This window comes from Paenibacillus sp. JNUCC32 (assembly GCF_014863545.1).
In the GTDB taxonomy this organism is placed as follows: Bacteria; Bacillota; Bacilli; order Paenibacillales; family Paenibacillaceae; genus Paenibacillus_AQ; species Paenibacillus_AQ lautus_A.
This window is the reverse complement of the sequence record NZ_CP062260.1, coordinates 4,559,348-4,585,962: the sequence shown is the minus strand read 5'-3', so window position 1 is coordinate 4,585,962 and position 26,615 is coordinate 4,559,348. Positions and strand designations below refer to the sequence as shown.

General features: G+C 50.1%; 21 protein-coding genes. 16 read left to right on the top strand and 5 right to left on the bottom strand.

From position 1 onward, the window contains the following. The first annotated feature begins 161 nt into the window (after positions 1-161). The 3 genes from JNUCC32_RS20425 (at position 162) to JNUCC32_RS20415 (ending at position 3,402) form a co-directional block, all read left to right on the top strand. Positions 162-902: a hypothetical protein gene (locus tag JNUCC32_RS20425; RefSeq protein ID WP_192569677.1), complete on the top strand. Its 741-nt coding sequence runs from the start codon at positions 162-164 to the stop codon at positions 900-902. A gap of 227 nt (positions 903-1,129) precedes the next feature. Then, positions 1,130-1,543, top strand: a complete 414-nt coding sequence (locus JNUCC32_RS20420; protein WP_012819123.1) for a BlaI/MecI/CopY family transcriptional regulator — start codon at positions 1,130-1,132, stop codon at positions 1,541-1,543. Continuing rightward, positions 1,543-3,402, top strand: coding sequence for a M56 family metallopeptidase (locus tag JNUCC32_RS20415; protein ID WP_192569676.1), 1,860 nt, complete (start codon positions 1,543-1,545; stop codon positions 3,400-3,402). Before JNUCC32_RS20420 ends, JNUCC32_RS20415 begins: the two co-directional genes overlap by 1 nt. 1,011 nt (positions 3,403-4,413) lie before the next feature. Here JNUCC32_RS20415 and JNUCC32_RS20410 read toward each other — a convergent pair. The 3 genes from JNUCC32_RS20410 to JNUCC32_RS20400 all read right to left on the bottom strand — a co-directional run bounded on the left by JNUCC32_RS20410 (position 4,414) and on the right by JNUCC32_RS20400 (position 7,516). Then, positions 4,414-4,953: a DoxX family protein gene (locus JNUCC32_RS20410; protein ID WP_192569675.1), complete on the bottom strand. Its 540-nt coding sequence runs from the start codon at positions 4,951-4,953 to the stop codon at positions 4,414-4,416. Between the two features lie 1,242 nt (positions 4,954-6,195). Next, complete coding sequence (locus JNUCC32_RS20405) at positions 6,196-6,720, bottom strand: DoxX family protein (protein WP_192569674.1); 525 nt, start codon at positions 6,718-6,720, stop codon at positions 6,196-6,198. 259 nt (positions 6,721-6,979) lie between these two features. Further along, positions 6,980-7,516, bottom strand: a complete 537-nt coding sequence (locus JNUCC32_RS20400) for a DoxX family protein (protein WP_012819127.1) — start codon at positions 7,514-7,516, stop codon at positions 6,980-6,982. Positions 7,517-8,345: 829 nt separating this feature from the next. Here JNUCC32_RS20400 and JNUCC32_RS20395 point away from each other — a divergent pair. The 5 genes from JNUCC32_RS20395 to JNUCC32_RS20375 all read left to right on the top strand — a co-directional run bounded on the left by JNUCC32_RS20395 (position 8,346) and on the right by JNUCC32_RS20375 (position 12,967). Then, the gene (locus JNUCC32_RS20395) at positions 8,346-9,479 is read left to right on the top strand and encodes a DUF3048 domain-containing protein (protein ID WP_192569673.1); all 1,134 of its coding nucleotides are present in this window, start codon (positions 8,346-8,348) and stop codon (positions 9,477-9,479) included. 232 nt (positions 9,480-9,711) lie between these two features. Beyond that, positions 9,712-10,326 carry a DUF47 domain-containing protein gene (locus JNUCC32_RS20390; protein WP_012819132.1) on the top strand — a complete coding sequence of 205 codons (615 nt, stop codon included), beginning with the start codon at positions 9,712-9,714 and terminating at the stop codon, positions 10,324-10,326. A 14-nt stretch (positions 10,327-10,340) separates the two neighbouring features. Further along, a complete protein-coding gene (locus JNUCC32_RS20385) occupies positions 10,341-11,330 on the top strand; it encodes an inorganic phosphate transporter (RefSeq protein WP_090912270.1) in 990 nt (329 codons plus the stop codon). Positions 11,331-11,438: 108 nt separating this feature from the next. Further along, the gene (corA, locus tag JNUCC32_RS20380; protein WP_192569672.1) at positions 11,439-12,395 is read left to right on the top strand and encodes a magnesium/cobalt transporter CorA; all 957 of its coding nucleotides are present in this window, start codon (positions 11,439-11,441) and stop codon (positions 12,393-12,395) included. A gap of 206 nt (positions 12,396-12,601) precedes the next feature. Continuing rightward, on the top strand, positions 12,602-12,967 hold the full coding sequence (locus JNUCC32_RS20375; protein WP_192569671.1) for a YrhK family protein: 366 nt from the start codon (positions 12,602-12,604) through the stop codon (positions 12,965-12,967). Between the two features lie 222 nt (positions 12,968-13,189). On the opposite strand, the gene JNUCC32_RS20370 is transcribed toward JNUCC32_RS20375, so the two are convergent. Beyond that, entirely contained in the window at positions 13,190-13,780 is a 591-nt protein-coding gene (locus tag JNUCC32_RS20370; RefSeq protein ID WP_096774996.1) for a hypothetical protein, read from the bottom strand. 292 nt (positions 13,781-14,072) lie between these two features. On the opposite strand from JNUCC32_RS20370, the gene JNUCC32_RS20365 reads away from it, so the two are divergent. The 6 genes from JNUCC32_RS20365 to JNUCC32_RS20340 all read left to right on the top strand — a co-directional run bounded on the left by JNUCC32_RS20365 (position 14,073) and on the right by JNUCC32_RS20340 (position 21,203). Next, positions 14,073-14,363, top strand: coding sequence for a YerC/YecD family TrpR-related protein (locus JNUCC32_RS20365; RefSeq protein ID WP_009592310.1), 291 nt, complete (start codon positions 14,073-14,075; stop codon positions 14,361-14,363). A 3-nt stretch (positions 14,364-14,366) separates the two neighbouring features. Further along, complete coding sequence (locus JNUCC32_RS20360) at positions 14,367-15,131, top strand: sirohydrochlorin chelatase (RefSeq protein WP_192569670.1); 765 nt, start codon at positions 14,367-14,369, stop codon at positions 15,129-15,131. 18 nt (positions 15,132-15,149) lie between these two features. After that, on the top strand, positions 15,150-16,031 hold the full coding sequence (locus JNUCC32_RS20355; RefSeq protein ID WP_096774998.1) for a diacylglycerol kinase: 882 nt from the start codon (positions 15,150-15,152) through the stop codon (positions 16,029-16,031). A gap of 394 nt (positions 16,032-16,425) precedes the next feature. After that, entirely contained in the window at positions 16,426-17,997 is a 1,572-nt protein-coding gene (gene rlmD / locus JNUCC32_RS20350; RefSeq protein WP_192569669.1) for a 23S rRNA (uracil(1939)-C(5))-methyltransferase RlmD, read from the top strand. A gap of 401 nt (positions 17,998-18,398) precedes the next feature. Then, complete coding sequence (locus tag JNUCC32_RS20345; RefSeq protein ID WP_192569668.1) at positions 18,399-19,415, top strand: carbohydrate-binding protein; 1,017 nt, start codon at positions 18,399-18,401, stop codon at positions 19,413-19,415. Between the two features lie 600 nt (positions 19,416-20,015). Continuing rightward, positions 20,016-21,203 carry an MFS transporter gene (locus JNUCC32_RS20340; RefSeq protein ID WP_192569667.1) on the top strand — a complete coding sequence of 396 codons (1,188 nt, stop codon included), beginning with the start codon at positions 20,016-20,018 and terminating at the stop codon, positions 21,201-21,203. A 66-nt stretch (positions 21,204-21,269) separates the two neighbouring features. On the opposite strand, the gene hcp is transcribed toward JNUCC32_RS20340, so the two are convergent. Next, positions 21,270-22,955, bottom strand: coding sequence for a hydroxylamine reductase (gene hcp, locus JNUCC32_RS20335; RefSeq protein WP_192569666.1), 1,686 nt, complete (start codon positions 22,953-22,955; stop codon positions 21,270-21,272). A gap of 207 nt (positions 22,956-23,162) precedes the next feature. On the opposite strand from hcp, the gene JNUCC32_RS20330 reads away from it, so the two are divergent. Together JNUCC32_RS20330 and JNUCC32_RS20325 are read left to right on the top strand one after the other, a co-directional pair. Beyond that, the gene (locus tag JNUCC32_RS20330; protein WP_192569665.1) at positions 23,163-24,185 is read left to right on the top strand and encodes a 2-oxoacid:acceptor oxidoreductase family protein; all 1,023 of its coding nucleotides are present in this window, start codon (positions 23,163-23,165) and stop codon (positions 24,183-24,185) included. Beyond that, entirely contained in the window at positions 24,182-26,479 is a 2,298-nt protein-coding gene (locus JNUCC32_RS20325; RefSeq protein WP_192569664.1) for a thiamine pyrophosphate-dependent enzyme, read from the top strand. Before JNUCC32_RS20330 ends, JNUCC32_RS20325 begins: the two co-directional genes overlap by 4 nt. Positions 26,480-26,615: the final 136 nt, after the last annotated feature.

The window sequence follows — 26,615 nt, the reverse complement described above, 5'->3', positions numbered from 1 at the left end:
TGCCATGATCGGCAGGCGCCTCGGCTATTTTTTGTATTCAACCAAACCCAAAAATTTTTCTGAACAAACCGTGTTGACATTATCGAACTACAATTGTAGTATTGATTTGTAACTACAGATGTAGTTTATTAATGAAGATTATAGGAGAGGAGCATTACCGAATGAAAGCAGCAACGAAAGTAGCAATCGCGACCCTAAGCAGCATTCTATTACTGGGTTCTTCCGCAAACCTTGCGGCGGAGGCACAATCCGTCAAGAAAGCCCAAGCATCCGCTGTTAAAAAAACAGCCGCAACAGCCAAGTCTATATCGGCAGAGGAAAAAAAGTTTATCGAAAAAGAGATCCAGAGAGTAAAGGAGTTAACCCAAGAGTCGGGTGATATGTATGTTTTGTATCATAAATACCCACAGTTAAATAGCGGATTTGATATTAGCTATTGGGGAGGGGTGCATGAATTCACTACGTACGAGGACTACTTGAAAAAAGCTTCAACCCTGAAAGGATCCATTCTGCAGCAGCCTGCGAACCTGCCGAAGGGATATAAGTTCTTAACAGCGGTCATTGAAGCCCCGATCGAAGGAAAGTTCGTTGATGAAGTAAGAGCCGAAGGCAAGAAGAGCGGAAAGCCCATCTACATGAAAAAGATAGATTGGAAAGAAGCGGCAACCATCCGTCTTAAATATACGAACGGAGAAGACACGCTGGGCTTTTCCAAGTATGCGGCAGATTCGGTGGGAAGCAAGAAAAAAGGTTTCTTTAACGATAAGCTGCCGGCGCATGTTTTTCCAAAATACGTTTTTTGGAATGATGGCGGCAAATTTGAATACAGTATTTCACTAACCTCATTGGATCTGTCCAGGAAACAGAAGATCGAGATTCTGAAAGCAGCGGTGAAAAAATAACTTCTGCGTCAGCTATAGGTCTTGCGGACAAGCCCATACAGCTCTAGAAATAGGATGGCATGAGTTCTTTTGCAGATCAACATGCCCACAAGCGGTACAAGTATACTGCATGTAACTAAACCAAGAAAATTTTCTTCACCAAACATGTTGACATTATCAAACTACAATCGTAGCATTAACACAACTACACATGTAGTTTGATTGAATTAACATTGGAGGTTTCATGCATGAATCATCAAATACCACCGATTACGGATGCAGAACTGGAAATTATGCGCGTATTGTGGGCTAATCCGGACTGCCCTTCCAGCGAGGTCGTAAAGAAAATGACGGATCTGATGGGGTGGAACCCCAACACAACTCGGACGCTCCTCAGTCGTCTGGTGCAGAAGGAAGCAGCGGGTGCGAAACTGGAAAAGGGTTCAAAGCGCACCCAACTATTTTATCCGATCATCAGCGAGCAGGAGTATCTGCAATCTGAAACCAAATCCTTCATGAAAAAACTTTATGGGGGGGCCTTAAAGCCAATGCTGGCCAACTTTTTGCAGGATAAAAAACTGAATGCGCAAGAAATCGAGGATCTGAAGGCTTTGTTTGACGAGAACAGCAGTGACGGGGAAGCAGAAAAGAGAGAGCCCTGATGAGTCATACATTGCATGAAAATTTATTATTGTTTTTCGGCTGGGTCATTCGCGGATCGTTCATGGCCGGCATCCTGATCGTCCTTGTCCTGATCCTGCAATTTCTACTAAAAAACAAGATTGAAGCCAGATGGAGATACTGGCTTTGGTTTCCTGTGGCCATTCGCTTGCTGCTCCCTTGGGCCCCGGAATCTTCGCTTAGCTTATACAATGTGTTGTCTCTGGAGGCCATCGTGCCCGGCATTCATCAACAAACTCAAGTTCCACCGCATTGGAAGGAAACGGGGAGAATAAGCGAAGCGGTGGTTCGCGCTGAGAGTTCTTTAAATCTGGAAGCAGGCGGAACTTCGGAAGTACCTGCTCCATCCCTTGAATCAGAACCCGTGCAGGAGAGCAGTTTTTGGTGGAATGGGTTCAAGCAAATAGGTTTCACCAATATACTGATGTCGGTTTGGCTTGGGGGCGTGCTGATTCTTGCCGCGAAAACGGTCTACGACCAGCTACGATTGAAACAAGCCCTGCGCGCGGGCCGAAAAATGGATACGCCTTTTTTATCGGCAGTGTTTCATGAGACGAAACAGCAATTAGGCGTGAAGCGAAACGTGCAGTTTGTCGCCAGCGAGCGAATTCCCGGACCTGCCGTCGTCGGTTATAGTAAGCCGGCGATCGTCATTTCGCCAAGCCTGCTCATCACATTGAAACAGGAGCAGCTTCAATATATTCTTGCGCATGAGTTCGCGCATATTCAGCGGCGGGATGTGGCAGTGAACTGGTTGATGCATATCATCCTGATCATCCACTGGTTTAATCCGTTATTATGGCTAGCCGTACATAAGGCAAGGCAAGACCAGGAGATGGCTTGCGATGCATGCGTCTTGGATCGGATGAGCCCGCAGCAAAACAATGCATACGGACAAACGATCATCCATGTGTTGGAGCATTTTTCAGGATACCATCGCCAGCCGGGGCTTGCCGGCCTGTCCGCCACGCATAAACAAATGAAAAGGAGACTTAAAATGATTAAGCATTTTAACAAAAAATCCTACCGCCTGTCCATTTTGGGGCTGGGAATGATTCTCGCGCTTGGTAGCGTGACGTTGGTTAATGCAAAGGAAAGCAATGCGGGGAACGTACCGCAAAAAGCTCCAGTGCAATCGGAACAGGATTCAAAAGCTGCCGTGATCTATCCGGAGGGGGATATAGACCGCGAGCTTTACAAGAAAGAACGGGAACAGGCCCGGAAAAAAGCAGAAGCCGCAGCCAAGGCTCTAACTCCAGAGGAAAAGAAGTATATCGAGGATGAGACCAATCGAGTGAAGAAACTAAGTAAAGAGACTGGTGATATGTACGTTCTGTATCATAAATATAAGGATCTTAACAGCGGATTCGACCTAAGTTATTGGGGAGGAATAGAAAAATTCTCTGCTTACGAGGACTACCTGAAAAGAGCTTCCACGCTGGAAGGTTCCATCCTGGAGCAGCCTGCCAACCTGCCGGAAGGATATAAGTTTGCCAAAGCGAGAATTGAAGGTCCAACCGAAGGAAAGTTCGTTGATGAAGTAAGGTCCGAAGGCAAGAAGAGCGGAAAACCCGTCTACGCGAAAAAGATAGACTGGAAAGAGGCGGCAACCATCCGTCTTGAATATACGAACGGAAAAGACACGCTGGCTATTTCTAAATATATGTTGGACTCAGAAGGAAGTAAGAAAAAAGGTTTCTTTGAGGATGACTTACCGGCGGATATCTATCCAAAATACGTTTTTTGGCATGAAGGCGGCTTCGAATACAGCATTTCAACCACATGGGATATGTCCAAGGAACAGAAGGTCGAAATTCTGAAAGCAGCGGTGCAGAAATAACATTTTGAGCTAGCTATTTTGCGCGATAGGCCCATGCAGTCCTGTAAATAGGATTGCATGGGTTCTTTTGTTGATCATGATTTTTCTGGAGTCCGAAAGAAGAGAATCCAAACTGGGAAAGGAATATATAATCAACTTGCTGTTCTGGGTTGAAAACGGCAAGTCATTTAGCATCACAACCGATCCGGGACATCCGTCGACGCATGAAGACCTGATCCCATTGGCTTAATTAGCGGAGAAGGCGCGGATGGGAACGGGCGGATGAGGTATGACGGTGAAGCGATTCCGAAATTCGATCTGCCGTCGGCCCGACAAAGACCAGCATATCGCATTAGCCCACTTTTCAATTTTGAGGAATTTAGCGGTTCGTAAATCATGATTCGAATGCCAAAAATGCGATTGCATGAAAAAGCCTGGCTTTCCAGGCGGCGCTCTAAAGAGAGCTCGTAGGCTCCTAAGTTGTATGTCACACGAGTTACGGCCTGGCCGTATCGGACCTCAGATCCGCTATTTTTGCTTTTTGCTCGCAATTGGGGGATCTATCGGACACACGATCCGTTAAATTGCGGATATAGCGTAAAATGAAGGCCAAATTCGGTGAATAACGGATCTCTGGTCCGTTAGCATTAAAGAAAAGGTGGTTTTGGTCAAAATAAGGTCCGCTGAGTCCGCTAAAATGGTAAGTAGCTAGTTAGTGCCGTATAAAGTAACGTTCGAACGTAAGCACAACGCCCGAACGTATGTTAAAGCTCGAACGTATATTTAAGCTCGAACGTATGTTAAAGCTTAAACGTAAGCTAAAGCTCAGACATATGCCAAAGCTCAGACGTATGCCAAAGCATGAGCAGCATGCCAAAGCATGAGCAGTATGTCAAATCCCAAACATATGCGAAAACACGAGGTGATATGCCGAAACTCCAACGTGCCATAACAAAAACCGCCCGGCTTGATGGCTCAAGTCGGGCGGTTTAATCAATAGGTTAGATAGTTTAGTTTCAGTTGCTTACTATGTTATGCCGTTTGTTTTTTGAAAGGTGTGTGGGTGGTGCCGTCGCCTTTCGTTGTTCTGTGCGTTATTTTGTTCCACAGGCCGCGGAGGTAAGGGAGAACCCAATGGTCGAGACCGATTTTACCAGCGTTGGCAGCAGCAACGATGATCAGCACTTCAAGCAGCAGCATTTGGGCGTTGGTGCTCACGGTGCCCGAGAAGAGGAACGCGGCGTTCATGACCAGACCCATCAGGGCTGCGAAGGTGGTGAAGGTACCGAGGATCAGGCCGACACCGACGAGGAACTCACCGAGCGGGATAATGAAGTTGAACAGCTTCACGCCCGGCAGTGCCGCGTGCTCCAGGAACGCTGCCCACCAGCCTTGGACGGCGGGGTGATCGCCAGCTGCTTTGGCAATCGCGCCTTGCAGGAAGCCGCCTGCTTCAAATCCGCCCGTCAATTTGCCCCAACCTGCCGTCATCCATTCATACCCGATGTAGACCCGGATGAAGGTCAGTAACCACATTGCCACTTTGTTTGTTCTCAGCCAGTTGTTAAACATATAAACCACTCCTTAAAAGTATGATTTTCTTTTTTATGAAAGCTTCCTTGCCAATTCTCGGATGTTGAAGTTCTGTGATGTTGTTCTTTAGGAAGATGATCATCTCTTTCATGTCTTTATTATAAGTGAAAAAAATCACAATATATGTGATTTAAATCACATTAGTGATAAAAATCATAAAAAACTTTAAATTCGTGAGTTGGCAGGGGGAGTGACAGGTGAAAGGGGTGGAGAAATAGGAGCAGTATATGCAGAGGCTTAGGAGAAAATACGGGGCGGTGTGGTGGAGATTACCAATATGATACGTGATAGTTAGCATGGTTGTTTAGGGTGTTGTAGGAGTAGGCAAATAAGTAGTAATTAGTTAGTAAGTAATATGCAGTAAGAAGTATGCCGTGCAGAGGTGTAGAGTGAGTAAGCAGGGCTTGCCAGTAAGGAAGAAATAAAGCAATTGAGCACAAAGCAAGCAAACCCTGAAGCGTAAGTGCAGCCAGTAACAGTAAACTAGGAGTAAGTAATAAGCATGTAGTAGACGTAAACCAGTAAGTAATGAGCAGAACTGTATGTAGTGGCAGTAACCAGTATGTAATAAGTAAGGCAAAGTGCTCAGATGGCAGAAGAAATAGAATAAAGCAAAAGACATCAAACGGTAAGAAACACACGCACATCCAAATCAATTAGCAGAGCATAACTAGGTTTTACGTATAAAGCCAGCAGTATGCAGTAGACATAAACCGGTAAGTGATAAGAAAAAGCTGCATGGAGTAGGTGTATATCCAGTAAATGATATGCAAAATAGGAAGTTAAATGCAAAACCAGCAAGCGGAGTAGTAAATCGTCAGCGAAAACTCAGCAAGCTGTAAGGAGTATACGCAAAGCAGCACCTAGTACCTGAAGCGAGTAGATAATGCTAAACGCATTGGGAGATGCCTTTTCCCTGGACCATGAGGCACGTCGTGAATGTATTACTAAACTGCTTATAAAACACGGATGACCGGTACCGGTGGCCGCGGTCACCCGATGACTTATTGAAAAGGCAAGCAGAAAAAGTACGGATAGAGGAGAAACATTCAAATCTTACTGTTAGGAAGAAGAAACGAGATAGATTTAGCTATGGGACGGGGAGCTAGGAACGAATTTAGCTGACGAGAAGCGTATGACAGGATACGACCGGATGCGATCCAGCTTGAGATTACTTTAAATTACTTTTGAACTCTAATTTACTCCCGCATTACTTGTAAATCAGACTGCCTGATTCTGCAGAGGGGAGGAGTCGCTGCTGATTTTCGCTTTGCGCGTGAATTTATTCTGAAGATAAGGCATGAGCCAACGGTCGATGCCGATCTTACCGCTGTTGGCCGCTGAGAGGATGATCAGGAATTCGAGCAGCAGGAGCTGACCGTTGATGCTGATCGAACCGGAGAAGAGGAACGCCGAGTTCATCACCAGCCCCATCAGCGCGGCGAACACGGTGAAGGAGCCGAGAATCAGGCCGAGCCCGACAAGGAATTCGCCCAGCGGAATGATGACGTTGAACCATTTGATGCCGGGGAGCGCGGCATGCTTGAGGAATACGGCCCACCAATCTTGAACCGCCGGATTCTCGCCGGTGGATTTGGCGATGGCTCCCTGCATAAATCCGCTCGCATCGAAGCCTCCCGTTAACTTGCCCCAGCCAGCCGATAACCACTTATACCCGACGTACACCCGAATGACTGTCAGCAGCCACATCGCGATTTTGCTGGATTGCAACCATTGAATAAACATCAACACCACTCCTCCAATGAATAATCATTCTCTTTTTTGTTTTCAGATTTTTGCAAATTTGAAATTCGTAAGCGCGACGGAAGCCGAAAAAACAGCAACGATCTATATAATGTCGCATCATCACAAATTATTCATATTTGCAAAAATCTGTATTTAAATACAGTATTCGCATAGACTGTGATTTGGCATAGGTTCTTGGCATGAAAAAAAGACGATGGAGAACCGAGTTCTCCATCGTCTTGCATGGATCGTTACGAAGTTAAGCGGTGCGTTTTTTTAGATGAGTCGTCGGCGCTTTTGGCTCATGATCACGGTGTGTCATTTTGTTCCACAGGCCGCGGAGGTAAGGGAGAACCCAACGGTCGAGACCGATTTTACCGGCGTTGGCAGCAGCAACGATGATCAGCACTTCAAGCAGCAGCATTTGGGCGTTGGTGCTCACGGTGCCCGAGAAGAGGAACGCGGCGTTCATGACCAGACCCATCAGGGCTGCGAAGGTGGTGAAGGTACCGAGGATCAGGCCGACACCGACGAGGAACTCACCGAGCGGGATAATGAAGTTGAACAGCTTCACGCCCGGCAGTGCCGCGTGCTCCAGGAACGCTGCCCACCAGCCTTGGACGGCGGGGTGATCGCCAGCTGCTTTGGCAATCGCGCCTTGCAGGAAGCCGCCTGCTTCAAATCCGCCCGTCAATTTGCCCCAACCTGCCGTCATCCATTCATACCCGATGTAGACCCGGATGAAGGTCAGTAACCACATTGCCACTTTGTTTGTTCTCAGCCAGTTGTTAAACATATAAACCACTCCTTAAATGAGTTTTAATTTTTTTTGGATTAACATGATTGCTTTGTTTCTGATGTCGATGATGTGTGTTCTTGTTGCCTTGGGAAGTGATCACCTTCTCTATGTCTTTATTATAAGTGAAAATATTCACAATACATGTGATAAATATCACAAAGTTGTGAACATTTCAAAATGAACTCTATTTTAGGGATTCTGTACACTGTGGTAAGGCATCTTGAACGCGTAGATCGTTGTTCAGGCAAGGCTCCCCGTACGCAAGGCGCGTGATTCGGGAAGGGTGCTGCCTGCACGCACGACATATGGTCCGGCATGAGACACCTGCGGGCGGACGTGGATCGTGGCTAGGCTCCCCGTACGCTAGGCGCGTGATTCGGCGAAGGCTCTCGGTACGCACAATACGTGCTTCATAATGAGACTCATGCGCGCGGCACATGGATCGTGGACCGAGGTGTGGTTCCAGTACGCAAGTGCATATTCCGTGCCAAAGTTCCCTTATGCAAGGTATGTGGACCGTGGCGAGGTTCTCGGCACGCAAGGCCGAGGCTGGGAAAGCTGCCTGCACGCACGTCATATGGTCCGGAGCATACCTGGAGGGCTCTTCGATTGACAAACAGCCGCCTACCGCTGGATTCATAAAGCGCTGCCAACTCAACGCTTTCAAGGAGATTCAAGAGCGGATTGTATCCCTTCTTTGTAAAGACAAAGCACGGATTTTGTGATTAAATGTAAATTAAAGTTGAAACGTCTGTTGGAAATTACGGGTAAACGGTCTGGAAATTTAGGGTAATAAGTAATGGGAGCGTTCATAGGGGGAAACAATATGTTTAGCAAAGGGTCTTTGTCATTCCAAAAAATCGCGTGGAGGACAAGCTTGTTGTCCATGGCGGCAGTATTGCTGCTGTCCGGATGCAGCGGCGGTAAACAGCAGGCGGAGCCAACGCCGGCGCCAGTGGTGGAAGCTCCGGTCGAGCAGCCGGTCGAAGTGCCCCAGGAGGAGACCTCTTCTCCATATAAGGCACCTCTGACGGGATTGCCGTTAGAAGCGTCACTGACGCAGCGCCCGCTGGCCGTTATGATCAATAACGCACCTGCCGCTAGGCCGCAGTCGGGTCTCAGTCAAGCGGACATGGTGTATGAAGTGCTGGCGGAGGGAGGAATCACGCGGCTGATCGGCATTTTCCAAAGCCAGAGCGACATTGAGAAGATCGGGCCGATTCGCAGCATTCGACCGTATCTGATTAATCTTGGCGAGAGCTACGGCGGCGTTCTGGTGCATGCGGGAGGAAGTCCGGAAGCCTACAGCATCATTCAAAGGCAAGGCAAGCAGGACATGGACGAGATCGGCAATGCAGGCGCCTACTTCTGGAGAGCCAAGGACCGCAAAGCGCCGCATAATCTGTATTCCAGCGACGAGAAGCTCCGTGAAGGAGCCGCCAAGCTGAATTACGGCAACGACGTGAAGGTGCCAGAGTATTCGTTCTATCCGGAGGCGATCGCTGCAAGCGCCGCTGGTGAAGAGGGCACTGAACCGGTTGAGGTTGTTTCCGGGGAGGCTGCAGAGAAGGTAGAAATCAAATTTTTATTGGACAGCTATGTCGTGGATTATCAGTATGACGGTTCCTCCAACACGTACAAACGGTCGATCAACGGATCGCCGCATGTGGATCTCAACGATAACGTTCAGCTGGAGGCCGCGAATGTGATCGTGCTGGGAGCAGACCATAAGGTGCTGGATGACGTGGGCCGGCTTGCCGTGAACGTGGAGGCGGGCGGGGAAGCGATGCTGTTCCAGCGCGGGGAAGTCATCAAGGGGCAGTGGGTTCGCGCTGCGGGCGATGCGATCCGTTTCGTGAAGGACGGCAAGGAAGTGCCGCTGGTTCCGGGAACGACATATTTCAACATTGTGCCCAACACGCCTTCTTTTGAAAGCCATGTAACGATCTCGAATCCCTAGAATTCGAGGCAGCGAATCAGGCCTGCCGTTTCGGGATAATTTGCACGTAGACGGAGATGTTAATAGGCAAGGGAATTGAAGGGAAATCCAAGCATCTTCTGTTTTGTTAGTTCCTTACATTTTTGAGTGTTACTTTTCTATACACACCCTGCCATGGATGTGATAAGATAGTCAAGGTTGTCTATCTTTTCAGGGCGTTCGCGGCAATTTATCGAAAAAAGGGGTTAAGAGTATGAAAATGAAGAAAAAGGATATATTCTTCCAAACGCTGGAGAATATGGCCGATACGGTGGTACAAGCCGCAGACTATTTTTCGCAGCACGTTTCCAATCTTGAAGATGTGCTTGAATTTGCCAACGAAATGAAGAAGTACGAGTCGCAGTGTGATACCTACACGCATACCATCATTACTGAACTCAACAAAACATTTATTACGCCAATCGAACGCGACGACATCATGGACCTGACAACCAGCATGGACGATGTAATGGACGGATTGGAAGCGACCGCATCCCGTTTCTATATGTATCAGCTGGGCAAGCCTGACGAGTACATGGTGCAGTTTGCAGAGATTCTGCGTCAATCGGCTTATGAAATTCAGAAAGCCATTCATTTGCTCTCCCAGAAAAAGCTATTGGCGATTCGCGAGTACACGATCCGCTTGAACGATCTGGAGAACCAAGGCGACGAGCTGCTTCGTATCTGTATCAAGGATCTGTTCGCCACCGTCTCTGACCCGATTCTGCTGATCAAGAAGAAAGAGATTTACGAACGTCTTGAGACGACCACGGACACCTGCGAAGACGTGGCAAATATGCTGGAATCCATCATTATGCGCAACTCGTAAGGGAGTCCTGAACAATGGATACAACGATGTTAGTATTAGTAATAGTTGTTTTTTTGGCGCTTGCATTTGACTTCATCAACGGGTTCCACGATACGGCGAATGCCATTGCAACGTCGGTATCGACCCGGGCCCTGAAGCCGCGGGTAGCCATACTGCTCGCAGCGAGCATGAACTTCGTCGGCGCGATGATGTTCACGGGCGTTGCCAAAACCATCGGCGGCAGCGTCGCGGATCCGACCAAGCTGGATAACGGGATCGAGGTTGTTATTGCAACATTGCTTGCAGCAATCATCTGGAACCTGGTTACCTGGTGGTTCGGATTGCCTTCGTCCTCTTCCCATGCCCTGATCGGGGCATTGGCCGGCGCAGTATTCGTCGGCGCGGGAAGCGACATGCTGAATTACGGCGGATTTAAGGACATCGTGCTCGCGTTGATCCTGTCGCCGATTATCGCATTCGTGATCGGTTATCTGGTCATGCAGCTGCTCAAGGTCATTTTTGCCAAGCGCAGTCCGCATACGGTGAACAAGGGCTTCCGTACGATGCAGATCTTCACGGCAGCGCTGCAATCCTTCACGCACGGTACCAACGACGCGCAGAAGGCAATGGGTATTATTACTTTTGCTCTCGTGACGTCCGGTCAATTGCAGGAGATGGAAGTACCCTTCTGGGTTAAAGTCTCTGCAGCAACAGCGATGGCGCTCGGTACGTCGGTAGGCGGCTGGAAGATCATCAAGACCATGGGTACGAAAATATTCAAAATCGAGCCGATCAACGGGTTCGCAGCTGACTTCTCGGCCGCTTCCGTTATCTTCTCGGCAACATTGCTTCACTTGCCGATCAGTACGACGCATGCCATTACGTCGGCAATTCTCGGCGTAGGCTCGGCGAAACGCTTCTCCGCCGTAAAATGGTCCTTGGCAGGACGCATCGTGGTAACCTGGTTTATTACGATTCCGATTACGGCCATACTGGCAGGAGTCATCTTTAAAATTCTTTTCTAGACATGAATCATTACACATAGAGAAACGGATAGTTGTGGGGCCAATCAGGAATCGATTGGCTTTTTTTGTTTAAAGAATCAATGGTACAGGGGAAGGGGACATCCAATCATGATACGCGTTCTGGCGATTACGCCAAGCTATGAACCGGTGACCGGGCTTACGCTGGAAGAGATCCGGATGGAGGACTATGCCTGGATCTGGGCGGATTTCAGCAATCCCACGCCGGAGGAAGCGCGAAAGCTGGAGACCTATTTTCACTTCCACCCACTGGCGGTGGAGGATTGCCTGCACATCCTGCAGCGGCCGAAGCTGGATTATTACGACAACATGCAGTTCTTTGTCCTGCATGCCCTTCAGCCGGATACGCTGCAGGCGGTCGAGGTGGATGTATTCCTGGCCCCTTCGTTCGTGGTTTCCTTCCACCAGCAGGCGCTGCCGGAAATGGACGAGGCTTGGGAACGCGTGCTCTCGGCTGCCGGCAAGGGGCAGCTGGGCCAGGACGGCCCGAGCTTCACGGCATATACGATTATGGATAAGCTGGTGGACCAGTATTTTCCCAGCCTGTTCGCCATCGAGGACGAGCTGGCCGAGCTGGAAAGCCAAGGGGAGAAGGATTCGGTCGAGGACCTGATGAATCAGGTGTTCGCGCTGCGTTCAAGGCTGCTCCGCCTGCGGCGCACGGTGGTGCCGATGCGGGATCTGCTCTACCGGATCGTGAACTCGCAGCATATGGAGCATCACGCGCACCATGCTTATTTTTCCGACATTTATGACCATCTGCTGAAGCTCGCGGACATGATCGAGGCGGATCGCGAGATGACGGCGGATCTTCGGGACAGCTACATATCGGTGAATTCGAACCGGATGAACACGATCATGAAGACGTTGACCGTTATTACAACGATCTTCATGCCGCTCACCCTGATCGCCGGGATTTACGGGATGAATTTCGAGAACATGCCGGAGCTGGGGTGGCATTATGGATACTTTTTTGTACTCCTTCTCATGTTCGTGCTGGGCGGCGGCATGGTGTTGTGGTTTATGCGCAGAGGCTGGTTTAAATAAGGAGGTTCTTTACGGTAAATACTGTTAAGCCAACCGAAGCAGGGATTCCAGCCGGGAGTATCCGAGTCGGCCGAAGTCCTGGGTCAGTAAGTGATTTGAAGAGAGATGAGCGGGGAAGGTTGTCCCATTTCACAGGGCGAATGCTAAATAACTGTCGTTTCTTGTTCTTACGTAAAGGGTAAAGGCTTGCTGAGGAGGGACTGCATATGAAACTCGGGCTCAAACGACATCCCAAGAAGCGTTCATCGCGTCAACCAGACGAGCCTTTACGTTCCCGGCTGCTGCGCCGGATGCTTCGCTTGGCTAGGAGACGAAAACGGAAGCTCGCCGTCACGAACCGTTACGAGGTGGGCATGGTCATCAGCGAGATCGCCACGGGTCTGCTCTTCATTGCAGGCAGCATCATGATGTTTTATCCCCAGATGAAGCGAATCCCAACGGTGCTGTACCTGCTCGGCAGTATTACGATGCTGCTGCGTTCCGGTTTGCGTGGTTCGTATTGGTTCCGGTTAAAATCGCTAGAAAGCGTCGAGAATAAAGAAGCCGGCCCCGAAGGGGACTGGACGCGCTGATGAGGATATACAGGCCGTAAAAAAGATAGGGCTCCAGTCTGGGGGTACAGACTGGAGCCTGCGTGATGTATGAGGGCTCCGTGCATCCCGTTATGATGGGCCCTAACGTATCTGATGGACCATCCTGACAGATCTGATCTCATTCGCTGATCAGAGCCTGCACTGTTAGCTTAGAATTGCACGGCATATAAAAAAGTGTCGTGGGTGCACCGATTACATAGGTTAACGGCGCCGTCTTTTGCTGGAAGACGATTTGCGCGAGCCGGAGCGGCGTCTGCTTCCCGAGGACCGCCGTCTTCTCGGTCTGTATTCGTAGCCGTCTTCATTCTGATCCGTATAGGCAGTCGAAGACGATCCGCTGCCCTTCTTCTTAAGTGCGCCTGCCAGCACGGAGAACATAGGCGCAAGCTGCTGGAAGCCCTGCATGACCTTTTGTACCTTGCCGATGTTGTTGACGATGCCGTCGATGCCGCCCATCCGGTCGATGAGACCCTTGATGTCGCTCATATTGTTGACCCCGAGCCCGCCGAGGAGCTTGCTTAATCCACCGCCGCTGCCGCCTCCTCCGCCGAGGAGACCTGCAAGCCCGCCGCCGCCGGAATTCGTGGAGGGAGCGAGAGCCGAGGCCGAAGCCTCCAGATCCGTTACGCCGTCGGTATATGGATATAACGCCGTTTCACCGACTTCCGGATAATCGCCGTATGGCGTGATGCCAGGGTACGGTGTTGGATCCTGCGGCAGTGATTCATATGAATTGAGGGAGCGATGGTTATTCGTGGGTCGGCGATGATAATAGTGAGAATGACGCGTCATGATATCACTTTCCTTTTTGAGTTAAGATACTATACTGTATGATACGGGCGGGCAATGGGTTTAGGCGGATGTCCCGATTTTCGGGATAGGAGCGGAATCGGGCGATGGCCCAGGAAGATTTTAGCGCGCCTCTTTCGGACGTGAATGAGAGCGTTTATGCGGGATGAGTCCCCCTAAGGGGTGGTCGTCCTGTAGTGCGTGAAATCGTTAATGCTTGAAAATACTATATCCGCTCGGGTACAATGGGAGTGCGAGTGTTATACACACAGTAACAATAGGGGATGATCATCCAGTGCAATTAAAGAAGCTAAATGATAAAAGCATCGATCAATTATTCGAAGCGATATTAACCCTGGACAGCGTGGAGGAATGTTATGTATTCTTCGACGATCTCTGTACCGTGAACGAAATTCAATCCTTGTCGCAGCGGCTGGAAGTGGCGCGCATGCTGGGCAAGGGATGCACATACAACCAGATTGAAGCAGAAACGGGTGCCAGCACCGCCACGATCTCGCGCGTGAAGCGCTGTCTGAACTACGGCAATGACGGTTACAAAATGACGCTGGAGCGTCTGGGACGTTAATTCATGACGAAGCCGGGTGTGCTGGTCATCAGTCATGGCTCACGTGAACGGAAATGGGTGTCGCTTGTGGACGAGGCCGTCCACGAATTGGCATCCCGTATGGATATACCGGTCGTATCTTCGTACCTGGAATTGGTAGAGGGCCGTCTGATTCAGGACGGCATCACGGCCTTGGAAGACCAGGGTGTCACCGACATTGTGGTCATTCCTCTATTTGTCTCGTCCGGCAGCACACATGTCGACGAAATAGCTTATGCTATAGGAGCGAAGGCCGTTCCGGACATGGAGACGGACCTGGCGCCGTTTCGGGTTCGGTCCCGGGTTCATTTCGGTACGCCGATGGACGACGATCCCGAGATTGCGGCTATGGTATGGGATAAGGTGAAAGAGTTGTCCGCGAACCCGGCGAAGGAGGTCATTCTCCTCGTCGGACACGGCAGCAGGCATGATCTGTTTCGCAGCCGCTGGGAAAAGGGTATTAACTCTTTGGCACAGCGAGTTAGCGAGGTAAGCGGAACCGGCGCGGATTATGCCTTACTCAGTCCCGGCGATGTGCGGGACAAGGTGACAGCATGGATGGAGCGCGGCTGCGATGTGATCGTAGCTCCGCTTTTTTTGAGTGAGGGGTATTTTACGGAGAAGGTAATACCCGATCGGCTTCAGGGGCTGGAATGCCGGTATTCCGGCAGAACCTTGCTTCCGCATCCGCTGCTGCCGCAGTGGATGGAGTCGCAGGCCAAACGTCTTCTTCAATCCTTGAAATCATAAGTAGGTGGCGTATCGTTAATGAGAAATGCAAGGTTAATCTATAACCCAACCTCCGGCCGGGAGGAAATGAAGCGTCGGCTTGCTGATATATTGCACCGTCTGGACAGTGCTGGCATCGAAACCTCCTGTCATGCAACGACCGGAGAGGGGGATGCGACTCGCGAAGCGGCGGATGCCGTGGAGCGCGGGTACGATCTTGTGATCGCGGCCGGCGGAGACGGCACGCTCAATGAGGTCATCAACGGGATGGCCGGCAGGGATAACCTCCCGCCGCTGGGCATATTCCCGCTGGGGACCACGAACGATTTTGCGCGGGCGCTCGGCATCTCGAAGAACTGGGAGGAGTATTGCGATCTGGTGATTCGGGGCGAGACGCGTCCGATTGACGTGGGCAAAGCGAATGATCGCTACTTCATCAATATCGCGGGCGGCGGTACGCTCACCGAGCTCACGTACGAGGTGCCCAGCAAGCTGAAGACGATGATCGGGCAGCTGGCGTATTATTTGAAGGGGATCGAGAAAATGGTCAGCCTGACGCCGCAGGAGCTCATCATCAACGCCAGCGGTCATCCGGCGATCCATGACGAATTCATGGTGTTCCTCATTGCGAACAGCAACTCGGTTGGCGGCTTCGACAAAATCGCGCCGGGCGCGAGCATCGACGACGGCTTGTTCGACGTCATTGCGCTGCGCAAGTGCAATCTGGCGGAGTTCGTGCGCGTGGCTACGCTAGCTCTTCGCGGCGAGCATATCAACGACAAGCGAGTCGTGCATTTCCGCACCGACTATATGGAGGTCGTCTCTCCGGGACCGGTTCAGCTGAACCTGGACGGCGAGTTCGGCGGCGTTCTGCCGGGCACGTTCCGCGTTCTGCCGCAGCATTTGCGGATTTTTGGCTGAGATGGTGGATGGTAGAGATGCGGAAGGCATGGGGCGCGTAAACCGTAATGGTTGCTGCCGATGGCTCAGCGGGGACTGACCGCATTAGCGATGGATAGGCGATTATGGCGATGGGCCATGGAACGAGATGGAACAGGCCGAGGATCGCCGCTTAGGCTCCAGGCTCTTGTAAGTAAATGATTGGATTTGCAGGCTGAATGGATTGAATAACATACGAGGCTCCCGTATAATGATGGACGTGAGCTTGTGCGCTAAGCTCCCTTGGGGGAGCTTTTTGTTGTTTAAGCGAATGAAGGTTAACGGAAGATCATCCGCTTTGATTATGGATGGTGTTCCGATTGGGAATATAGAGTGGTAAGGGACAAGTTGAACGGAAAGAAGTGAACAGCACATCATGAAGAAGAACCGCAAGGGAAGCGGCACGCGCCGCAGCGGCAAGCCAGCGGCTTCGGCGGCCCTCTTGGACCTGCCGGTGGCCAAGAACGACGAGGTCGTGATCGATATTATAGGAATGAACCATGACGGGGAAGGGGTCGGCCGTGCCGACGGCTACACCTTGTTCGTTCAGGGCGCCCTGCCGGGCGAGAAGGCACGGGTGAAGGTGCTCAAGACCAAGAAGCAGTATGGCTATGCCAAGCTGCTGGAGCTGGTTGAGCAGAGCCCGAACCGCATTGCAGCCCCATGCCCGATCTACGACCAATGCGGCGGCTGCCAGCTGCAGCATATGAGTTATGCCGGTCAGCTGGAGTGGAAGCGCCAGCTGGTGGTGGACAACCTGGAGCGGATCGGGAAGCTGCGGGTGGTGAGAGAGGCGGCAGGTGCTGGAGAGACGCGTGTGGGCAACGAGCGGAGTGGCACAGATGGTGGAGTGGACAATGAGATTTCTGAAACCAACGGGGCGAATCCTGCCGTGTCCGGCGTTGATTCAGATCAAGAAGGGATCCTCGTACGTCCGACACTGGGCATGAGCGAGCCTTGGCGCTACCGCAACAAGTCCCAGGTGCCTATCGGCGTAACGGAAGGCGGCCTGGTCGGCGGCTTCTACGCCCGGGGCAGCCATCGGATCGTGGATATGGAGACGTGCCTCATCCAGCATGAGCAGAACGACGAGGTCGTCAGCCGCGTCAAAGCCATCGGGCGGAAGCTAGGCATCACCGCCTACAATGAAGAGACAGGTCAGGGCTTGCTTCGCCATGTCGTGGTGAAGATCGGATTTGCTACCCGAGAGATGATGATTGTGATCGTAACCAATGGCGAGCGGATTCCACGTGTCAACGAGTGGATCTCTGCCATCCGTGAGGAGCTCCCGGCTGTGGTGAGCATCTGCCAGAACGTGAACACACGCAAAACGAACGTTATTTTTGGGGATGTGACCCGCGTCCTGTGGGGGCGTGAGGTCATTCATGACTATATCGGCGATGTGAAGTTCGCGATTTCCGCGCGTTCCTTCTATCAGGTGAACCCGGCTCAGACAGAAGTATTGTATGGTAAAACGGTGGAGTATGCCGGATTAACCGGGGAGGAGACCGTGATCGATGCGTATTGCGGCATCGGGACGATATCCCTGTTCTTGGCCCAACATGCCAAGAAGGTGTATGGGGTCGAAATCGTGAAGGAAGCGATCGAGGATGCGCGTGCCAATGCCGAGCTCAATGGTATGAAGCATGTGGAGTTCGAGGTTGGTGCATCAGAGGATGTGATTCCACGCTGGAAAGAACAGGGCATCCAGGCGGACGTCATCGTGGTCGATCCTCCGCGTAAAGGGTGCGATCCGCGACTGCTAAAGACGATTCTTGAGATGAAGCCTGAACGGGTGGTGTATGTGAGCTGTAATCCGTCCACGCTGGCAAGGGATTTGAGGGTGCTAGAAGATGGAGGGTATCGGACGGTGGAGGTCACGCCGGTGGATATGTTCCCGCATACGGTGCATGTGGAGAGTGTGGCGGTGTTAGTGCGTCAGGTGTAGAACGCAATTAAAGTCATCTCAAAGCCTATAAAGTCGTGTTAAAGCCTAAAGTTGTGTTACAAGCCGGGCGAAATTCAGGTATCCACTCCTGTTTTTCCTCGGTTTTTTTATTGAATCAGGGAGGAGCTTCAACTCGTCAAATCCCTTGTTTTCTCACGCATTTTCTCGAAATTTTTTTACTTATTTACTCGACCCCCTTCCCCCCTTCTTTTTTCATAGTCTTTCTTCTGTTTAGCACGACATTAATTGCGATTTGGGTCCCGATTTTCACATACTCCTACATTAAAAATTGCGGAATTAATTTAGAAAATGGAAATAAAGTAAGATAATAGTACAGCAAAAACCTGTGGCATGTCTCATGTAAGCGCTACAGATAAATAAAGAAACAAGGAGGTTTGAAAATGACTAATAAAAGGTTTTCTTTTAAGCCCTTATCACTTTTGGTGGTTTTAGCAATATTTCTATCCACATTTTGCGCAGCCTTACCGTCAGTAAACGCAGCCGCTAGAGGGGCATGGGCTCCAAATACCGCATATGCAGTAAATGACACAGTAACCTATAGTGGAAGCACTTATACCTGTCTTCAGGCACATACTTCTCAAGTAGGTTGGGAACCGTCCAATGTCCCTGCTTTATGGCAGAAAGGCGGTAGCGGCGGAACTACGCCACCAACGACACCACCGACAACGAACGGAGTAACATTCTATGCAGATATAAACTATGGAGGAAAAGCAGTGACACTCGGGATAGGCAATTATACACTGTCTCAGTTGAACGCAAACGGAATTCCGAATGACTGGATGTCGTCTCTTAAGGTTCCAAGCGGTTGGACGGTTGAAGTATATGAGAATGATAATTTTGGAGGAACTAAGTGGACCTTTACTTCAGATTCTTCCTGGGTTGGCAGCACGATCAATGATAAAATGTCATCGGTCAAGATTTATACGGGTTCACCACCTCCTACAGTAACTAAGCCTGCCGAGGTTCCAAGCCATATATGGACATATGTTATGAATGCGGACAATGCCTATGGGAAAGGCGGAGATTTTGCTTTATTGCTAAGTGCTGTTATCAAAAAGGAAAGCAGCTTTGGAGCAGGTTTACCAGGTAGTCCATCGGCCGGCGACGGTTTAATGCAGGTAGAACCAAACACACGCAATGCGTATTTATCTCAATTCAGCTCAAAATTTGGCCGTGCGTATAATCATAGCAGTGAACAAGATCAGGTATATCTGGGCGCGTTGATTTTAAATGAGAAGATTACGAAGTTCGGAAATATCTACAATGGATTATTACACTACAACGGTGGAGATAACTGGTATCCGGGAGCTACGGATTCTTATGGGCGTCCTATTCTGGCAGATCAATATGCAGATGCAGTTTACGCTACTTACAAGGGCTATGGTGGTAAGAATTAAGGTGTTACATCGATAGGTAAATTGAAAAATAGCGACGTGGAAGGATATTCTTGTCGAGTGGAAGCGGCTTATTTAATTTGAAAGGGCATGAGTTACCAAGCAGATTATTGCTTGCATAACCCATGTCCTTTTTTCTTTATCAGGTTTTTTTCGAAGAAAGATCGAGGAAAGATCGAGGGAAAACCTTCTATCAATAGTAAGTATTCGTCCCATGTGGAGTGCCTAATATTAAAGGTTCGCAAAGGAATAGATGAGATGCGACAGGTAGTATTCTTTTGTCAAAACTAAGCCCATTTAGTGCCGGATCATCACATGAATCCATGAATCAAGAGAACTACGCCCCTTCAACTTCAGGGGCGTTCTCTTTTTTATAATGTAGATACTTTTCAAAAAAACGATTTTCTGAACTTGATATGTCGGTCGCCGTAAGAATTATACAAGAGCAACCACAATGTATATCAAAAAGATTCATCCCTTATATGTTTTTTATATTTTTAATATAGATAGCCGCATGCTAACATATACAAATGCAGATTGAGGGGGGACTGTTATTCAGTTTCCGATTCATGGTTTTTATCCATTCGAAATAGGTGGTCCTAAATGTTAAAGAAGTCAGCGTTTCCATTACTACTGCTCAACATGTTTCTCGCTAATCTAAGTATGGGTCTTGTCATTCCGATCATACCGGAACTTCTTGAGCAGTTTAGAGCAAACGGACAGGCCGCGGGCTATTTGGTCTCCTGCTTCGGCTTGACCCAATTTCTGTTCTCACCCCTTGCAGGTAATTTGTCAGATCGATATGGCCGTAAACCCATGATTATCATAGGTTTGATCTTGTTTGCCATCTCCAACTTGCTCGCAGCGTTCGCGGGCGATCTAACTTTATTATTCGTATCACGGTTGATTGGCGGAGTAGGCTCAGCAGCCTTAATCCCGTCCATCATTGCTTATATTGCCGACATTACAGCAGATGAGCAGCGCAGCAAGGCCATGTCATGGTTAGGTGCGTCGATGACATCCGGGTTTATTATTGGACCGGGTGTCGGCGGATTGCTTGCGGAATGGGGCATCAAGATGCCCTTCTATGTATCCGCATGCGTAGGGCTGCTGGCCATGGTTTGCAGTCTATGGGGATTGCCTGAATCGCTGTCGGCGGACCTTCGCCGGATGCGTCGTCAAGTGAAGGAGAAGAGCGAGAATGTATTCCGGCAAATCGTGCTTTCGGTTCGGTCTCGCTATTTTGTCCTGTTGCTCATTGTGTTCGCCATGACCTTCGGTTTAACGCATTTTGAAGCGATTTTCCCGCTTTTTGTCGTACAAGTCTACGGATTCACGACACGTCAGATCGCTATGTTGCTTACCGTATGTTCACTCATCGGTACGTTGAACCAACTGTTGTTCACCGACCGGATCACACAACGATTCGGAGAAAAACGAATCATCGTTGCCATGCTATTGTTATCGGCAGTATCGCTTGTATTCCTATTATTCTCAGGCCATTTCTACTATGTCATGGTAGTCACGATGTTGTTCTTTACGTTCAATAATATATTGCGTCCCACGATCAATACGCTGCTGTCCAGAGTGGCCGGGGATGAACAGGGATTTGTTGCAGGGATGAATAACGCTTATACGAGTCTCGGTACGATATTTGGACCGATGCTGGCAGGTATTTTGTTTGAAGTCCACTTTAACTTGCCCTATCTGTTTGGCGGATTCGTACTGCTAGTGAGCAGCATTTTCACGGGAAGTCGATTGAGAAGTATGCTATCTGTTCAACGCGGCTGATGTGCACTCATCCTCCACAATTACTGAATCTAAGAAAAAGAATGCCCGGTGAGGGCATTCTTTTTCTTAGGCACCAAGGAACATGTTCATGTCATCTTCCACATTGGTAATGCCGCCGATCCCGAAGTTTTCCACGAGGACTTTGGCAACGTTAGGCGACAGGAATGCAGGGAGCGTAGGGCCCAGATGAATATTTTTAACGCCAAGATAAAGCAGGGCAAGCAGCACGATCACCGCTTTTTGCTCATACCAGGCAATGTTATAGGAAATCGGCAAATCATTAATATCCTCAAGGCCGAATACTTCCTTCAGCTTCAATGCAATCACGACGAGGGAGTAAGAATCATTGCATTGACCAGCGTCCAGGACCCGCGGAATACCGCCGATTTCGCCTAGATCCAGTTTATTGTATTTGTATTTGGCACAGCCTGCCGTTAGAATGACCGTGTCTGTTGGAAGTTCAGCCGCAAAATCGGTGTAATAGCTGCGGGATTTCATCCGTCCATCGCAGCCGGCCATGACGAAGAAACGGCGGATCGCCCCGGATTTCACGGCATCGACGACTTGATCGGCCACGTTCATCACAGCGGCATGAGCGAAACCGCCGATGATCTCACCCGTTTCAAGCTCCGTTGGGGCGGGGCATCCTTTCGCTTGCTCGATTAGTAGGGAGAAGTCTTTGGGAGCACCGTCTTTTCCTTCTGGAATATGGCGGACACCCGGAAACCCCGTGTTGCCTGTTGTATAGATACGGTCCTTATAACTGTCTTTCGGCGGAACGATACAGTTGGTCGTCATTAATATCGGTCCGTTAAAGGCTGCGAATTCGCTATTCTGCTTCCACCAGGCATTCCCGTAATTGCCTACAAAATGCTCATATTTCTTGAATGCCGGATAATAGTGGGCAGGCAGCATTTCACTGTGCGTGTACACGTCCACGCCGGTTCCTTCCGTCTGCTTCAGCAGCTCCTCCAAATCCTTCAGATCATGGCCGCTGATGAGAATGCCGGGCCGGTTTCTTACCCCGATATTGACCTTCGTAATTTCCGGATTTCCGTAAACCGAGGTGTTCGCTTCATCCAGCATCGCCATGGCGTTTACGCCGTATTTCCCGGTTTCCATCGTTAAAGCTACCAGATCCTGCACTTCAAGGCTGTCGTCAAGCGTGGCGGCAAGCGCACGGCGCATAAAACGGTTTAATTCGTTATCATCCTTCTCCAGATGAAGCGCGTGGTACGTATAAGCAGCCATCCCCTTCAAGCCGTAAGTAATCAATTCGCGCAGCGAGCGGATGTCTTCATTGCGGGTCGAGAGGACACCCACCGTACGTGCTTTTTCATCAAAAGAAGCTTCGTTATCCGCTTGCCAGACGGCGGCATCAGGGAGATTGGCGGTTCCTTCCGGATATTGTTCGTTATAATAGGTGCGCACCTCGCCGCGGAGCTCGATCGCTTCCCGGATTCTTCCCACAAACACCTCGCGGTCAAAGTTGGCGTTCGTAATCGTTGCAAACAAGGAGTCCATCATAAACAGCGATACGCGCTGTTCAAGCACTTCCGGCAGGCGGACATCCAGACTGAGAAAAGAGATGCCTTTCAGCAGATAAATCAGCAAATCCTGCAGGTTAGCCACATCATGCGGTTTGCCGCATACGCCGACAATGGTGCAGCCTGTTCCTTTGGATGCTTCCTGACATTGAAAGCAGAACATGGACGGCTGATGCTGTAAGGTCTCTTGGGCGTTGTTATTCATGATTTCTCCTCCAATTTCGTGATTATTTGTCGAAAGGTCAGTATAAGATAGCCTCGCAATTGGACTGTTGAAGACAGTATACTTCGCTCCCACAACCGACATAGTGATTGGAATCACAATTTCTTGAGTAGTGAGTTTAATCACAAACCCGGTCCGTTTCTTCTTTTAAACTGGAATTAATGACCTAAGAAGAAATGAGGAGAGAACATGTCGATTTTGCCTCAAAAGAATGAACTGGGATTTTTCGAGATCCGTCTCGAATCCATCGGCGGGCTTGGCGCCAATCTGGCCGGCAAAATGCTGGCGGAAGCCGGGGTTACCGGCTCCGGACTTAACGGTTCGAATTTTTCCAGCTATGGTTCGGAGAAAAAAGGGTCGCCGGTGAAGAGTTTCGTAAGGTTCTGCGATCCCCAGGTGGAAATCCGCGATCACAGTCCCATTGAGCAGCCGCATGTCGTCGGCGTATTTCATGAAGCATTGTATAAGACGATCGATGTCATAAGCGGATTACAGCCTGATGGAACGGTGCTTGTGAATACGGCGCGAGACATTTCCGAAGTGGCCGTTGATCTGAACATGACCCAGGGAACGCTGGCCGTCGTTGATGCGCTGAACATTTCCGTTGAGGAAAAAACCAAAGTGAATACGGCCATGCTGGGGGCATTGTTCCGGATTTGCAGCTTCCTGAACCCGGACGATATGCGGCAGGTGATCCGTTCAACCTTTGAGAAAAAGCTGCCCCACCTCGTGGAAGCGAATGTGCGGACCTTTGACAGAGGATATAACGAAGTCCGGTTCCTTTCCTTGGGAAACGGATCAGAGCTAATAGACCGAATCGCTTTCGCAAGACCGCAGCCGATTCTTGGATATGAAACGCAGGAGCTGGGCGGGATTCTGAACGTTACGGCGAACAGTGTCATGAAGGATCTTAGCGGCTCCCGGCAGGGATATTTGCCAGAGTACAAGATCGAGGACTGCATTCACTGTGCCGCCTGCGATACGGTATGTCCGGATTTCTGCATCGTGTGGGAGACGAAGCCGGATAAGCGCGGGAATATGCAGATGTTTATGAAAGGTATCGATTATCAGTATTGCAAAGGCTGCTTGAAGTGTATCGAAGCTTGTCCGACCACCGCTTTGGCTGCCATGTTAGAAGAGCCGCATTATGCGGAGCAGCACCGTGTGCCGCAATTTTTTCCCTATTTAAAAGCGGAGGGAGTCAGATCATGAATATGCAAATTCAAGAAACAACGGAGAACAAGCTGGCGGCCGCTCAAACGGAAGTCTTCGAATCGGGCAACGAAATGGCAGCCATGGCGGCTGCCCAGATTAACTATCACATGATGGGTTATTTTCCGATTACGCCATCTACGGAAATCGCCCAATATCTTGATATGATGCGTACACGCGGCGAACATGACATCAAGCTGATTCCAGCTGACGGCGAACATGGATCGGCGGGGATTTGCTACGGTGCGGCCGCAGCCGGAGCACGGGTGTTCAATGCTACCAGCGCGAACGGTTTCCTGTATATGATCGAACAGCTTCCTGTGCAAGCGGGCACACGTTTCCCGATGGTCATGAATTTGGTGACGCGTGCAGTCAGCGGACCGCTGGATATTCGCGGTGACCATTCGGACCTTTACTACGGCCTGAACACCGGCTGGGTGATTTTGACCGCCCGTTCACCGCAGGCCGTGTATGACATGAATATCATGGCGCTGCGAATCGCTGAACATGAAGACGTACGCCTGCCGGTCATTGTAGCTTATGACGGATTTTTTACATCGCATCAGAAACGCCGGGTACACATATTTACGAACCGGGAAACCGTTCAGGCGTTTGTAGGGGAACAGGCGCCTGAATATCCACATGTGCTGGACGAGAACAACCCGATCGTTGTTGGGGCTTATATGAACGGCGACGATTTGATGAACAACCACTTCCAACAGTCAAACGCCATGTACCGTGCGGGGGAAGTATTCAAGGAAGTGGCAGAGGAATATGCGGCTTTGTCCGGAAGATCCTATTCGCCGCTTGATCTGTACCGGATGGAAGACGCAGAGGTGGCTTTATTCCTCCTCAATTCGGCGGCCGAATCCTCCAAAGACGTCGTGGACCGACTGCGGGCGAAAGGAATGAAAGCGGGCATAATCAGCCCGAATATTCTCCGGCCGTTCCCGGCAAGAGAAATCCGCGAGGCATTGACAGGTGTCAAAGCGCTGCTGGTTGGCGAACGTGCCGATTCTTACGGTGCGCACGGGGCCAATCTGACCCATGAGGTCAAAGCGGCCCTGCAGGAAATCCGTGGTCCGCAGCCGATTGTGCTGTCCCGCATATTTGGACTTGGCGGGAAAGACTATTATGCGGATGACGCGGAAGCTTTTTTTGCCTTGACGATCGAGGCCATGGAGCTCGGTTATGCCAAAGTGCCGTTTGATTATTACAGCCAAACACCAGGAGCTGAGGAGCAAAGACTGCAGCCGGTCATTGCCCCGATGAATGGAGACAGCTTTAAATCTGGCCTGATCAATGTAAAGGTGGATACAGAGACAAGTAAACTATCCGTTAAAGTGCCGCCGATTCGGGCGCTTGCCGCGAAACCGAAACGGTTTGCTTCCGGTCACGGAGCTTGCCCGGGCTGCGGTATTTTCCCAGCGCTGGAGCTCTTTTTCAAAGGGATTGAAGGCAATGTCGTTACTCTATTCCATACCGGCTGCGCTTATATCACAACAACGGGTTATCCGTATAACTCGCATAAGCAGAGCTTCATTCATAATTTGTTCCAGAACGGACCGGCTACTTTATCCGGCACGGTAGAGGCGTTCCTTGAGAAGAAACGCCGCGGGGAAATCGAAGTTCCCGAGGATTTCACTTTTGTGATGGTGACCGGCGACGGCGGCATGGACATCGGGATGGGCTCGGCCATCGGGACGGCGCTGCGGGGCCATAAACTGATCATTCTGGAATATGATAATGAAGGCTATATGAACACCGGTGCACAGCTTTCGTACTCTACGCCTTTAGGACACATGACCAGTACGTCCGGTGTCGGCAAACAGCAGCAGGGCAAAGCGTTCCATCACAAAGATACGGTGCAAATGATGGCAGCGGCGCATATTCCGTACGTATTCACGGGGACGGAAGCATTCCCGCAGGATCTTGTGAAAAAGGCGGCAAAAGCGCAGTGGTACGCCCAGAATGTAGGTACCGTCTACGGCAAGCTGCTGATCACTTGCCCGCTGAACTGGAAATCGAGCGACAAGGATGGGGAGAACATCGTCCGCGCGGCCGTGAATTCAAACTTCTTCCCACTGTATGAAGTGGAGCAGGGAGAAACGAACATTACGTACGATCCTGAAGCGAAGAAAAAACAGGTGCCGCTCAGCGACTGGCTGAAATACATGGGCAAATCAAGACATCTGCTCAAGGAAGAAAACAAAGAAATGCTGGGCGAATTTGAAAAAGAAGTGGAGCGGCGCTGGTCGATTCTGAAAGCGAAACACGAGAACCCGCTGCTATAAAATATTCAATTCAGCATACTAGGTTTACAACAACGGAGCGGGCATTATCCCGCTTCTTTTTTTGTTTAGGTATGGGCGCATCGTTATGACTATGGAGAACTATAACCCAAAAGGCGCTTTTTAAGTTATAATAATT